Annotated in this window: 10 protein-coding genes; 4 read left to right on the top strand and 6 right to left on the bottom strand. The window is 73.6% G+C overall.

Annotated elements, in window-relative coordinates; genetic code table 11:
- The first annotated feature begins 60 nt into the window (after positions 1–60).
- Positions 61–888, top strand: a complete 828-nt coding sequence (locus tag HCJ92_RS16925; RefSeq protein ID WP_167934447.1) for an inositol monophosphatase family protein — start codon at positions 61–63, stop codon at positions 886–888.
- Between the two features lie 34 nt (positions 889–922).
- Positions 923–2,332, top strand: coding sequence for a phytoene desaturase family protein (locus HCJ92_RS16920; RefSeq protein ID WP_209311235.1), 1,410 nt, complete (start codon positions 923–925; stop codon positions 2,330–2,332).
- Between the two features lie 42 nt (positions 2,333–2,374).
- Here HCJ92_RS16920 and HCJ92_RS16915 read toward each other — a convergent pair whose 3' ends face one another.
- Positions 2,375–4,108 carry a BCCT family transporter gene (locus HCJ92_RS16915; RefSeq protein WP_167934445.1) on the bottom strand — a complete coding sequence of 578 codons (1,734 nt, stop codon included), beginning with the start codon at positions 4,106–4,108 and terminating at the stop codon, positions 2,375–2,377.
- Between the two features lie 161 nt (positions 4,109–4,269).
- Here HCJ92_RS16915 and HCJ92_RS16910 point away from each other — a divergent pair, with 161 nt between their 5' ends.
- Positions 4,270–5,406 carry a glycerate kinase gene (locus HCJ92_RS16910; protein ID WP_167934444.1) on the top strand — a complete coding sequence of 379 codons (1,137 nt, stop codon included), beginning with the start codon at positions 4,270–4,272 and terminating at the stop codon, positions 5,404–5,406.
- Positions 5,407–5,478: 72 nt separating this feature from the next.
- On the opposite strand, the gene HCJ92_RS16905 is transcribed toward HCJ92_RS16910, so the two are convergent.
- Genes HCJ92_RS16905 through HCJ92_RS16885 form a run of 5 tightly spaced genes read right to left on the bottom strand, consistent with a single transcriptional unit; the run spans position 5,479 to position 10,162 of the window.
- Positions 5,479–6,039: a hypothetical protein gene (locus HCJ92_RS16905; protein WP_167934443.1), complete on the bottom strand. Its 561-nt coding sequence runs from the start codon at positions 6,037–6,039 to the stop codon at positions 5,479–5,481.
- Positions 6,036–7,184, bottom strand: a complete 1,149-nt coding sequence (locus HCJ92_RS16900; RefSeq protein ID WP_167934442.1) for an ROK family glucokinase — start codon at positions 7,182–7,184, stop codon at positions 6,036–6,038. The genes HCJ92_RS16905 and HCJ92_RS16900 overlap by 4 nt, the downstream gene beginning before the upstream one ends.
- 16 nt (positions 7,185–7,200) lie before the next feature.
- On the bottom strand, positions 7,201–8,151 hold the full coding sequence (locus HCJ92_RS16895; protein ID WP_167934441.1) for an ATP-binding cassette domain-containing protein: 951 nt from the start codon (positions 8,149–8,151) through the stop codon (positions 7,201–7,203).
- The gene (locus tag HCJ92_RS16890; protein ID WP_167934440.1) at positions 8,148–9,194 is read right to left on the bottom strand and encodes an ABC transporter permease subunit; all 1,047 of its coding nucleotides are present in this window, start codon (positions 9,192–9,194) and stop codon (positions 8,148–8,150) included. The genes HCJ92_RS16895 and HCJ92_RS16890 overlap by 4 nt, the downstream gene beginning before the upstream one ends.
- Positions 9,191–10,162, bottom strand: coding sequence for a substrate-binding domain-containing protein (locus HCJ92_RS16885; protein ID WP_338054221.1), 972 nt, complete (start codon positions 10,160–10,162; stop codon positions 9,191–9,193). Before HCJ92_RS16885 ends, HCJ92_RS16890 begins: the two co-directional genes overlap by 4 nt.
- A gap of 424 nt (positions 10,163–10,586) precedes the next feature.
- On the opposite strand from HCJ92_RS16885, the gene HCJ92_RS16880 reads away from it, so the two are divergent.
- On the top strand, positions 10,587–12,533 hold the full coding sequence (locus HCJ92_RS16880) for a glycoside hydrolase 5 family protein (protein WP_167934438.1): 1,947 nt from the start codon (positions 10,587–10,589) through the stop codon (positions 12,531–12,533).
- The last annotated feature ends 86 nt before the right edge of the window (positions 12,534–12,619 follow it).

Here is a 12,619-nt window from a genome sequence, read left to right as displayed (position 1 = left end):
GTTGCCACGCCGCGGGCGGCGGGGCGCACGCCGCCGCGCGGGGCGTGCTTCGATGGACACATGATCGATGAAGAGCTGGCAGCGGCGGCGGAGGAAGCGGTACGGACGGCGGCGGCGGACGAGATCATGCCGCGGTGGCGGCAACTCGCCGACGACGAGGTGACGGCGAAGTCCGGCCCGCACGACCTGGTGACCGTGGCCGACCGGGGCGCCGAGCGCCACCTCACGGAGGCACTGACCCGGCTGCTGCCGGGTTCGGTGGTGGTCGGCGAGGAAGGCGTCCACGAGGACCCCACCCGGTACGACGCGCTCCGGGGCGAGGCACCGGTGTGGATCGTGGACCCGGTGGACGGCACTCGCCAGTTCGTTCGCGGGGAGCCGGGGTTCTGCACCCTCGTGGCGCTGGCGCAGGGCGGCACGGTGCACGCGTCATGGACCTTCGCGCCCGCCCGCGGCCTGATGGCCGTGGCGCGCCGCGGGCACGGCGCCTGGCTGAACGGGGAACGGCTGCGATCGGGCTCCCCCGCCGGAGCCGTTCTCGAGGTCGCCACCTCGCACCCGGACTTCACCACCGATGAGCAGAAGCAGGCGCTGGCCGCGCTCCGCACGGAGGGGGTGGACCCGCGCCCCTGCGGTTCCGCCGGGCTGGAGTACCTGCGGGTCGCCCGGGGACAGCTCGACGCGGTGGCCTTCTCCTGGGAGCTGGCCTGGGATCACGCCGCCGGCCTGCTGCTGGTCTCCGAGGCCGGAGGTATCGACCGCACCCTGGCCGGGGAGCAGTTCTCCCTGACCCGCCCCAACGCGCTGCCGTTCACGGCGGCGCGTGACGAGGCGACGGCGCGGCGTATCCTCGACCTCCTGACGGCGGGGCGGCCGACGGCGGCCTGAGCAGGCGGCGAGGGGAGCGCACGGCGTGACGACGATGACGGACGTGGTGGTGGTCGGTGCCGGCCCCAACGGTCTTACGGCGGCGGCCGAGTTGGCGCGCCGCGGCATGTCGGTGGAGGTCTTCGAGGCGGAGGCGACGGTCGGGGGCGGGGCCAGGACCGAGGAGCTCACGCTCCCCGGTTTCCGTCACGATCCCTGTTCGGCGGTGCACCCCATGGGCGCCGGGTCCCCGGCCTTCGCGGAGCTGCCGCTGGAACGGTTCGGGCTGCGGTGGCTCCACCCCGACATCCCGATGGCGCATCCCTTCCCCGACGGGAGCGCGGCGGTGCTGGCGCACTCGGTCGGGGAGACGGCCATGTCGTTGGGCGCGGCGGACGCACCGCGCTACCGCCGACTGATGGCGCCGTTCACCGGCCGGTGGGACGCGCTGGCGGAGGACTTCATGTCCGTGCCGTGGGAGGGGCTGCCGCGCGGTCCGCTGACCCTTGCGCGGTTCGGGGCCGTCGGCCTCCCACCGGTGTCCTGGCTGTCGCGACGGTTCTCGGGCGAGAAGGCGAAGGCGCTGCTGGCGGGGTTGGCCGCGCACGTGATCTCGCCGTTGAACACTCCGGCGACCGGCGCCGTGGCGCTGGTCTTCGCGCTCGCCGCCCACGAACGCGGCTGGCCGGTCGCCGCCGGCGGGTCGCAGGCGGTCTCCGACGCGCTGGCGGGGTTCCTGACCTCGCAGGGCGGGCTCATCCACACCGGGGTCACGGTGCGGCGGTTGGACGAGCTGCCGCCCGCACGTGCCTATGTCTTCGACACCTCGCCCACCGCGATGGCCAGGATCGCCGGGCTGGGGGACGCGTTCAGCCGCTTCCGGTACGGCGCCGGCACCTTCAAGATCGACTACGCGCTGTCCGGCCCCGTCCCCTGGCGCTCGGAGGCGGCGCGGCGCGCCGGCACGGTGCACCTGGGGCCGACCGCGGGCGAGGTGGACACCGCACTGCGGGCGGCGGTGGGCGGCCGGGCGCCGGAGGTGCCGTTCCTGATCACCTCTCAGCCGACGCTGGTGGACCCGACCCGCGCACCGGAGGGGAAGCACGTCTTCTGGGCCTACGGCCACGTCCCCAACGGGTGGCGCGGCGACCTCACCGCGGCGGTGGAACGGCAGCTGGAGCGGTTCGCGCCGGGCTTCGGGGACCTCGTCCTGGCGAGGGCCGTGGCGGGCCCGCCGCAGTTGGCCGAGCGGAACGCCAACTACGTGGGCGGCGACATCGCCTGCGGCGCGTTCTCCGGGGTGCAGGCGATGTTCCGCCCCGGGTTGGCGCGCGACCCCTACCGCACCCAGCACCCCGCGGTGTTCCTCTGCTCCTCGGCGAGCTGGCCGGGTCCCGGCGTCCACGGCATGTCGGGGCGGAACGCGGCGCGCTCGGTCTTCCTCCACCTGGCAGGACGCCGCTGACCCCGGCTCACCGGCCGCCTGTCGGCGGCTCGGCCGCCCACCTCAGCCGCCGTCGTCGTGTTCGCGCGTGTGCTGCGACTCGGCGCCGCGCTCGCGCGCCTGGTCGGCGGCGCGCCGCAGCCGGCGGTGGCGGGGGTTGTGCTGCTCGTCCACGGCCTCGCCGACCATGGTGCGCACGGCGTCGCGCAGACCGTGCAGCGGCATCTGGCGCGGCGGCCCCGCGCCGGGGTCGCGGGAGAGCTCGCGGATGAGCGCGAAGCACATCAGCAGCATCACCACGACGAACGGCAGGGCGACCAGGATCGTCGCGGACCGGAGTGCCTCCAGCCCGCCGGCGACGAGCAGCACCGCCGCCACGGCCGCCATCAGCACCCCCCAGGTGACGACGAGCCAGCCGCGGGGGTGGAGCGCGCCGCTGCTGGTCAGCGAACCCATGACGAGCGCGGCGGAGTCGGCGCTGGTGATGAAGTACGCCATGACCAGCACGATCGCGACGAAGGAGCTGATGGTGCCCAGGGGCAGCGCGTCGAGCAGCCCGAACATCCCGGCTTCCTCGCCCTTCTCGGCGATCGCCCCGGTGAGGTCAGAGCGCCCGGTGGCGTCGGTGCGGATCGCGCTGCCGCCCATGACGGAGAACCAGACGACGGACGCGCCGCTGGGGATCAGGAGGACCCCGATGAGGAACTCCCGGACCGTGCGGCCCCGGGAGATCCGGGCGATGAAGGTCCCGACGAACGGGGCCCACGACAGCCACCAGGCCCAGTAGAAGATGGTCCAGGCGCCGAGCCACTCCTGTTCGCCGAAGGCGCCGGTGCGGGTCGCGAGGGTGAGCAGGTCCTGGAGGTAGGCGCCGACGCCCGAGGGCATCGCGTCCAGCACGTACACGGTAGGGCCGACCACGAAGACGAAGAGCATCAGCGCGGCGGCCAGGACCACGTTCATGCTGCTGAGCCATTTGATGCCCCGGTGGATACCGGAGAACGCGGAGAGGACGAAGGCCGCGCTGAGCGCGAAGATGATGACGAGTTCAAGTGTCTGGCTGTCCTCGATGCCCGTGGTCAGGTTGAGGCCCCGCGCGATCTGAAGTGCCCCCAGTCCCAGGCTGGTCGCCGTGCCGAAGACCGTGGCGAAGACCGCGAGCAGGTTGATGGCCTTGCCGGGCCACCCCGCGGCCCGACGCTCGCCGAGCAGTGGGACGAAGACCGAGGAGAGCTGGTTGCCGCGGCCCTTGCGGAACGTGGCGTAGGCCAGGCCCAGCCCCGCCACGGCGTAGATGGCCCACGGATGCAGCGTCCAGTGGAAGAAGGAGTACTCCAGCGCGTGGCGGGCTGCGTCGCCGCTCTGCGGCTCCGCGCCGGTGAGGGGCGGCGGGTCCGCGTAGTGCATCAGTGGTTCCCCGACCCCGAAGAACATCAGGCCGATGCCCATGCCGGCGCTGAACATCATCGCGATCCAGGCCGCGTTGGTGAACTCGGGCTCGTCGGTGTCCTGCCCCAGCCGGATGCGCCCGAAGCGACTGAGCGCGAGCACCACCGCCACCACCAGGAACGCGTCGGCGCCCAGGACGAACAGCCACGCGAAGTTGTGCAGGACCCAGTCCAGCGCCGTGTCGGCGACCGACGAGAAGTTGTCGGTCCACACCGCCGCCCAGACCACCATGGCCGTCACCGCGGCCACCCCGATCACGACCAGCCGCAGGTCCGGCGGCGGATCGGGCCGCCGGACGTTCTCTGCTGCGGCTGGCTTGGGCCCATCCGACCCGGCGTCCGTGCTCATGGAACTGAACTATGTGCGGATGGCGCCGGACCCGCGCGCCCGGAGGTCCGACCGGGTGACGGCGATCGGGTGACGGCGGCCCTTCGGACGCGCCGACGGGCGCGGGAGACCGTGCGGATAGGGTCTCGCCTACTGCACGGACGAGCGGAGAAGGTACCTCGATGACGACGACCACGCGGGTGCTGATCGCCGCGGACAAGTTCAAGGGCTCGCTCACCGCGGCCGAGGTCGCCGAGCACGTCACGGCCGGGCTCCGCGCCCACCGCCCCGACGTCACCGTCACCTCCCTCCCGGTCGCGGACGGCGGGGACGGGACAGTCGCCGCCGCGGTGGCTGCCGGCTTCTCCTCCCGGACCGTCACCGTCACCGGCCCGCTGGGCGAGCCGGTGCGGGCGGAGTTCGCCCTCCGCGGCGACACGGCCGTCGTGGAAATGGCCGCGGCATCCGGGCTGGTGCTGCTGCCGCCGGGTGAGTTCGCACCGCTGACGGCGACGACGGCGGGGACGGGCGAGCTGATCGCGGCGGCGGTCGGTGCCGGCGCCCGGACGGTGGTCCTCGGCATCGGGGGCTCGGCGACGACCGACGGCGGGGCCGGGATGCTGACGGCGCTCGGTGTCCGGCTGCTCGACGCCACCGGCCGGCCGCTGCCACCCGGGGGCGCCGCGCTGCGGGAGCTGGCGGCGGTCGACCTGTCGGGGCTGGACCCGCGCCTGGCGGGGACGCGTGTCGTACTCGCCTGCGACGTGGACAACCCGCTGACCGGACCGCAGGGAGCCGCGGCGGTGTACGCCCCGCAGAAGGGCGCCACCGCGGCCGACGTGGCGACGCTGGACGCGGCGCTCCAGCAGTACGCGCGCGTCCTGGGGGCCGCTGCCGGGGAGGGCGCCGCCGCTCTGGCGCAGTCGCCGGGCGCGGGTGCCGCGGGCGGGGTCGGCTTCGGCGCGCTCGCCGGCTTGGGGGCGGTGTTCCGGCCGGGCATCGAGGTCATGCTGGAGGTGCTCGGCTTCGCGAAGGCGCTCGACGACGCGGACCTCGTCATCACCGGCGAGGGCTCGCTGGACGCGCAGACCCTGCACGGCAAGGCCCCGGCGGGTGTCGCCGCCGCCGCGCGCGGGGCCGGTCTGCCGGTGGTGGCGGTGTGCGGTCGGCTGACGCTCGACGAGGAGGCGCTGCGCGGGGCGGGCATCGAGCGTGCCTACGCGCTGACGTCGCTGGAGTCCGACACCTCGGTCTGCCTGGCCCAGGCAGGCCCGCTGCTGCGGCGGCTGGCGGAGACGCTGGCGGCCGACCGGCTGTGACCGCTCAGCCGCCGACCGCGACCGTCGCGTTGCCGTGCGTGCCGGGGATGCGGCGGTCGGCCGGACGCGCGGTCAGGGCTCGGTGGTGGAGACGACGTGGACGCGTGGCCGCTCCGGCTTGGTGAGGTCCACGGTGATCGCCACCACCGGCTCCTTGGCGGACTGCTGCACCGTGACCCCCGCCAGTTCCCGTCGGCGGGGGTCCAGGATCCACCCGGCAACGGCGGCGTCCGCGTCCGGGATGGTGACGTCACCGTTGCGCAGCTCGCCGCGTTGGGAGCCGAGGTCCTCCAGGAACCGGCTCAGCTGCTCGGGCGAGGTCCGGAACTGCACCCACATCGTGGAGCGGTCCCAGCTGTTCTCCTCGTAGTGCCCGACATAGGTCGAGCCGTCGGGTATCGGGATGTCGTAGATGCGGCGCTGCACCTTGCTGGGCCACTCGTACACCAGGCCGCGGGCGGCGGCGGCGCGGGCCTTGTGCTCACCGCTGTCCCGGCTCTGCTCGGCGGAGACCACGGTGTAGCCGGCGGGGATCGCGATGAGCAGCCCGACGACGACGGCTGTGAGCCAGCGGCGCCGCGGCACGTGCGGGGGGTGCCGCGGCTGGTACTGCGGGGGCGGGGTGCCGCTCACGGCCGGGTCTCCGTGCGGGACGACGCGAGCGGCATCCGCAGCCCCGCCCGGTGGATCCGCTCGGCCCGGCGGCGGTTGGCGCGGACGAAGCGGCGGGCGACCAGCCGTGCGAGGTCGGCGGCGCCGACCATGCCGGCGTCCGCTCCGAGCTCCGCCCGCACGATGGTGGCCTCCGGGCGGTAGCCGCGGCCGGTCAGCTGGCGGCGGAACGCGTCCCGGGCGGGGGCGAGCAGCAGTTCGTCGGCGGCGCTGACACCTCCGCCGACGACGAAGCGGGCGGGGTCGAGGGCGGCGGCGAGGTTGGCGAGTCCCACACCCAGCCAACGGCCGATCTCCTCCAGCAGTTCCACGCACATCGGGTCGCCCTCGCGGGCGAGGTCGGTGATCATCGGTCCGGTGATCTCGTCGATCTGGCCACCGACCCGGGCGAGGATGGTGTGGGCCACCGGGGAGTCGGCCGCGGCCATCTCCCGGGCCTCGCGGACCAGCGCGTTGCCGGAGCTGTACTGCTCCCAGCAGCCGCGGTTCCCGCACGGGCAGCGGTGCCCCTGCGGGACGACCTGCATGTGCCCGAACTCGCCGGCGACCCCGTACTTGCCGCGCTTGACCCGGCCGTCCTCCAGCGCGGCGCCCCCGATGCCGGTGCCGAGGGTGATCATCACCAGGTCGTCCTCGCCGCGCCCGGCCCCGAACCGCCATTCCGCCCAGGCTGCGGTGTTGGCGTCGTTGTCGACGAGGATCGGCACGGCGAGCCGGGTGGCCAGCGCCTCACGCAGCGGCTCGTTGCGCCAGGCGAGGTGGGGTGCGAAGAGCACCCGCGAGCGGTCGGCGTCCACCCAGCCGGCGGCACCGATCCCGACGGCGTGCACGTCGTGCCGGTCGGAGAGGTCCAGCACCAGTTCGGTGATGACGTCCTCGACGACCTTCGGGCTCTTGGACTTGTCCGGCGTCTCCGTGCGGATGCGTTCCAGGATGGTGCCGTCGGCGTCGACCACCCCGGCGGCGACCTTGGTGCCGCCGATGTCGATACCGACGGTCGGCACCCGGGGGGCGGAGAGGTGGGAGCGGCGCTCGCGGGTCGCGATGGTGCGCAGGACCGTCGCCCGCGCCGTCCCCTGGTGCACTCGCTCGCGGTACGTGTTCATCGACACCGATTCTGCCCTACTCGTCGCTGTCCGGCCCGGGAGGAGCGGCCCGCCGGAGTTCGTGCCCGAGCTCCGCCAGTTCGCTGCCGCCCGCCATCTGCCGGGTCAGCTCGTCCAGGGTGATCTCCCCCGCTGCGTGGTCGCCGGCCATGGCTCCGCGCTTGAGCAGCACGAAGTGGTCGCCGACGAGGTGGGCGTGGTGGGGGTTGTGCGTGACGAGGACGACGCCCAGTCCCGCGTCGCGGGCCGCCGCGACCCGGCGCAGCACCACGCCGGCCTGCTTGACGCCGAGCGCCGCCGTGGGTTCGTCCAGCACCAGGACCCGGGCACCGAAGTGCACAGCGCGGGCGATGGCCACGGACTGGCGCTCGCCGCCGGAGAGGGTCCCGATGGGCTGGTCGACGTCGCGCAGGTCGATCCCCATGCGGAGCAGCCGCTCGCGGGTGGTGGACCGCATCCGTCGGACGTCCAGGCGCCGGAGCGGTCCGCGGCCGACGGTGGGTTCGGAGCCGAGGAAGAAGTTCCGCCACACCGGCATCAGCGGCACCATGGCGAGGTCCTGGTAGACGGTGGCGATGCCGAGCTCCAGGGCCTGGCGCGGCGAGGCCAGGGTGGTCTCGGCGCCGTCGACGCGGAACACGCCCGCGTCGTGGCGGTGCAGTCCGGCGATGATCTTGATGAGCGTGGACTTGCCGGCGCCGTTGTCGCCGAGGACGCAGGTGACGCGCCCGGCGCGCACCGTGAGGGAGACCTCCTCCAGCGCCCGGATGTTGCCGTAGTGCTTGCTGACGGCGGCGAGTTCCAGCAGGGGTGTCCCCGTGGCAGCGGCGTTCACGTCGTCGGCGGGTGCGTCGAGGTCGTTCGCGTCGTCGGCCGGAGTCGGTACGCCGGCGGTGCGTCCCGCCGTCGGGCCGGGCTCCGCCGCCGGGCGGGCCGCGGGGTCGCGGGGGTCGTTCGCATCGGTCATCGGGTTGCCTCCGCCCGTCGCCGGATCCAGAGGTTGAGCAGGGTCGCCGCCAGCAGCATGGCGCCCAGGAAGAACTTGAACCAGTTGGGGTCCCACTGGGCGAAGACGATGCCCTTGCTCGTCATGCCGAAGATCAGCGCGCCGACGGCCGCCCCGATGGCCGATCCGTAGCCGCCCGTCAGCAGGCAGCCGCCGATGACGGCCGCCGCGATGTAGATCAGCTCGTTGCCGACGCCCTCGCCGGACTGGACCACGTTGTAGTTGAAGAGCAGATGCTGTCCGGAGATCCACGCTCCGAGGGCCACGCCGAGGTAGAGGCCGATCTTCGTCCGCTCCACGGGCACACCCACGGCACGCGCGGCGTCCCTGCCGCCGCCGACGGCGAAGATCCAGTTGCCGGCGCGGGTGCGCAGGAGGATCCAGGTCGCGGCGGCGATCATCGCGATCCACCACAGGACGGTGACCTGGACGGCGAAGCCCCCGATGTTCAGCTGGGAGGCGAACAGCGCGCGGGCGGCGGGGAAGCCGTCCATGTCGGCGATCGACTTGGTGGCGACGGTGCCGCTGATGAGCTTGGTGAAGCCGAGGTTCAGCCCCGTCAGCATCAGGAAGGTCCCCAGCGTGATGATGAAGCTGGGCAGACCGGTCCGGGTCAGCAGGATGCCGTTGAACAGCCCGATGGCGAGGGTCGCGACCAGCGAGACACCGATGCCGACCCACACGTTGGCGGTGAACTCGTAGCTGATCATCGAGGAGATCAGCGCCGAGGAGGTCACCATCACACCGGCGGAGAGGTCGAACTCGCCGCCGATCATCAGCAGCGCCACCGGGACGGCCATGATCCCGATGGTCGACGCGGCGTACAGGACCGTGCCCAGGCTGCCGGCGCGCAGGAAGTTGTCGGCGACGACGGCGAACACCAGGAAGACCGCCACGGCACCGAGCACCGAGCCGAGTTCGGGGCGTCCGATGAGCCGTCGCAGCGGGGAGCGCGGCAGCAGCCGCTCGTCCTCGGCGGCGATGCTCTCGACGGTCGCGCTCACCGGGTGCCCCGCCGCGCGTAGTCCACGAGGTCCGCGGCCTGCTCGGGGGTGACGATCTGGGGCCCGGTGAGGACCGGCTGTCCGCCGCCGAGCATGTTGCCGTTGGACAGCCACAGCCAGAGCAGGTCCACGGACTGGTAGCCCTGCAGGTAGGGCTGCTGGTCGACGGCGAAGTCGATGGCGCCCTCCTCCAGCGCGCCGGCGACCTCGGGGTTCAGGTCGAAGGTGATGGTGCGGGCGTCGCTCCCGGCCTGCGACGCGGCCTTGGCGGCGACCGTCGCGAACGGCGCGCCGAGCGTGACGACCGTGTCGACGTCGTCGCCGGAGATCAGCTTGGCCTCGATGGCCGACTCCACCGCGGGCATGTTGGTGCCGTCGACGTACAGGCTCTCGACGGTGCCCTCGAAGGTGGCCCGCACGCCGTCGCAGCGCTGCTCGTGGCCGATGTTCCCCTGCTCGTGGAGGACGCAGACCGCGGCGGACGCGCCGCGCTCGTTGAGCTCCTCGCCGACGGCCTCCCCCGCGAGCTGTTCGTCCTGACCGATGTGGGCGAGGGCGCCGAATCCGGCGGAGAGGTCCTGACCGGAGTTGACGGTGATCACCGGGATGCCGGCCTCGACGGCCGCGCGGACCGCGGCCTCCATGGCGTCCGGCTTGGCCAGCGTGACGATCAGGCCGTCGACGTCCTGGTTGATCGCGGTGCGCACCAGCTCGGCCTGGCGACCGGCCTCGTCGTCGTGGGAGTAGAGGAACTCGATGTTGTCCTTGTCCGCGGCCTGCTGCGCGCCGGAACGGACGATGTCCCAGTAGGTGTCCCCTTCACCGGAGTGGGTGACCATCGCCACCTTCCAGCGCGGGGTGTCGACCGCGGACTGGCCGCCGGCGGCACGGCGCTGCTCCTCCTCGGCCCGCTTGCCGCCGGTCGAGGAGCACCCCGCCAGCACGGCGACGGCGGTGAGCGCGCCCACGGCCGCGAGCGCCGCCCGCACTGGGCGGCCCGCTCGGGGGAGGCGGCGTGTTCTGCTGGTCGGGCGGTCCGTCGGGGGGGTCGTGGCCCCCCGGCCGCTGGTCGGCCTGTGCACGCGGTCGTCGCTCCCTCGGATGTCGCTGTGCCGGGCGCCCGGTGGTGGCGGATGTCCACGACCTGACGCGGAGATCCCTACGGTATGGATATCCGACCAATAGTCCGGCAGGGGGAACCCTATCGCCGGGAACGGGGTTCAGCGGCAGCCAGGCGTCGACCGCGGCGGGAAATCGGGCGCTCGCCGCGCCGTGAACGGGCCGGGGCGCCCTTGACCGGACCGTCGCGCACCAGTTCACTGTCGGCGTCGCACTCCTCACCGAACGTGCCGACTCCCGCGTCACCCCCGCCGCTCCGTCGAGGGAGAACCGATGCACCGCGCCCTTGCCCACCTGCGCACCGCTGAGGGACCGGCCACCTGGCTGGGCGCCAACTACTGGTCGCGTGCGGGCGGCCCCCTGATGTGGCGCGACTACGACGCCGGCGTCGTGGACTCCGAACTCCGCACGCTGCGCGACCACGGCCTGACCATGACGCGGTCGTTCTTCTACTGGCCCGACTTCCATCCGGAGCCCGACCGGGTGGACGAGGAGAAGTGCCGGCACTTCTCGGACTTCCTCGACCGCCACCACCGCCACGGCCTCGTCACCGTTCCGACGTTCCTGGTGGGCCACATGTCCGGGGAGAACTGGGACCCGCCGTGGCGCGGCGGGCGCGACCTCTACCGGGACGTGTGGCTGGTGGCCCGCCAGGCGTGGTTCGTCCGCGAGACGACCCGCCGGTTCGCGCACCACCCGGCCGTCGCGGCATGGCTGATATCCAACGAGATGCCGCTCTACGGTTCCCCGCCCGGGGAGCCCGAGGCCGACCGGGAGGCGGTGGCGGCGTGGGCGCAGCTGATGGTGGACGCCGTGCGGGCGGGCGGCGGACGGCAGCCGGTCTCCCTCGGGGACGGCGCCTGGGGCCTGGAGAACACCGGGCGCGACAACGGGTTCCGGCTGCGTGACACCGCGAGGCTGTGCGACTTCCTCGGCCCGCACGTCTACCGCATGGAGGACGACGCCGTGCGCCGGCACCACTCCGCCGCCTGGGTGTGCGAGTTGACCACCGGGTTCGGTCGGCCCGTCGTCCTGGAGGAGTTCGGACTGACCGGAGCGTTCGCCTCCGAGGAGGACTCGGCGCGCTACTACCGGCAGCTGCTCCACACCTCGCTGCTGGCTGGGGCGACCGGCTGGGTGGCGTGGAACAACACCGACTACGACGCGCTGTACGAGCAGCCGCCCTACCGGCACCACGCCTTCGAGATGCGGTTCGGCATCACCGACGCCGCGGGCGCCCCCAAAGCGCCCCTGCGGGAGCTGCGCGACTTCGCAGCGGTGGTCGAGGCGGTGGAGCTCTCCCGCTGCACCCGTGCGGAGACCGACACCGCGCTGGTGGTGTCCTCCTACCTCGACACCGTTCACCCCTTCACCCGGGAGGAGGACCGCGAGCACGTGGCGCGCACCGCGCGGCAGTCCTGGATCGCCGCACGACTCGCCGACGCGCCGCCCGCCGTCGTGCGGGAGAGCGACGGCCTCCCGGGGACGGCGCGGCTCTACCTGGTGCCGTCCGTGAAGCAGCTGCTGGCCCCGACCTGGCACCGGCTGCGGGAGCTGGCCGAGTCGGGCGCCACCGTGTACGTGTCGTACTCGGCCGGTTCGCACGAGGAGCAGCGCGGGCCGTGGTACCCGGACCTCGACAGCCTGTTCGGGGTGCGGCACGGCCTGGAGTACGGGCTCGTGGACCCGATCGAGGACCCGGAGGTCGAGCTGGTCCTCACCACCGGCCTGGGCGGGCTCCCGGCCGGTCACCGGCTGCGGTTCACCGCGACGCACGGCACGGACAGCGGCCGGGTCCGCCTGCCGGTCCGGCCGGTGGACGCGGAGGTGCTCGCCGAGGACGCGCACGGGCGTCCCGCGCTGATGCGGCGCCGCGTCGGCGCGGGTTCCCTCGTGCTGTGCGTCTACCCGTTGGAGTACCTCGCGGCGTGCACACCGCGGGTCAACCCGGATGCCTCCGTCACGCTCTACGGGGCGCTCGCGGCGGAGGCGGGGGTGCGTCGGCCGGTCACCGTGGCCGATCCCCGGGTCGCCGTGGACCGGCTGGTCCACGAGGCGGGGCACGAGTACGTGTGGCTGGTGAGTCAGGCTCCGGACGACCTCACCGTCCGCCCGGAGCTGCACGACCACCGCGCTCTCACCACGCTGGACGGGACCCCGGTGGAGACGGTGACGCTGCCGGGGCACGGCGTGGCCGTGCTGCGTTCGGAGGTGGGGTAGCGGCCCGGTCCGTGGGGCGCCGGGGCCCGGAAGGGCGGCGCGGGTCGGGTCCGGTCCGTCGCCCGCCCGGCGGCCCGGTCGCCGCG

Source organism: Streptomyces spiramenti, from assembly GCF_012034385.1.
GTDB lineage: Bacteria > Actinomycetota > Actinomycetes > Streptomycetales > Streptomycetaceae > Streptomyces > Streptomyces spiramenti.
The sequence above is the reverse complement of the archived record's forward strand: the minus strand, read 5'-3'. Positions and strand labels throughout refer to the sequence as shown.

Excerpts from the sequence above, each read along its gene's own strand:
- HCJ92_RS16925 (WP_167934447.1), top strand. The coding sequence starts at position 61 with ATGATCGATGAAGAGCTGGCAGCGGCGGCGGAGGAAGCGGTACGGACG.
- HCJ92_RS16920 (WP_209311235.1), top strand. The coding sequence starts at position 923 with ATGACGGACGTGGTGGTGGTCGGTGCCGGCCCCAACGGTCTTACGGCG.
- HCJ92_RS16915 (WP_167934445.1), bottom strand. The coding sequence starts at position 4,108 with ATGAGCACGGACGCCGGGTCGGATGGGCCCAAGCCAGCCGCAGCAGAG.
- HCJ92_RS16910 (WP_167934444.1), top strand. The coding sequence starts at position 4,270 with ATGACGACGACCACGCGGGTGCTGATCGCCGCGGACAAGTTCAAGGGC.
- HCJ92_RS16900 (WP_167934442.1), bottom strand. The coding sequence starts at position 7,184 with ATGAACACGTACCGCGAGCGAGTGCACCAGGGGACGGCGCGGGCGACG.
- HCJ92_RS16895 (WP_167934441.1), bottom strand. The coding sequence starts at position 8,151 with ATGACCGATGCGAACGACCCCCGCGACCCCGCGGCCCGCCCGGCGGCG.
- HCJ92_RS16880 (WP_167934438.1), top strand. The coding sequence starts at position 10,587 with ATGCACCGCGCCCTTGCCCACCTGCGCACCGCTGAGGGACCGGCCACC.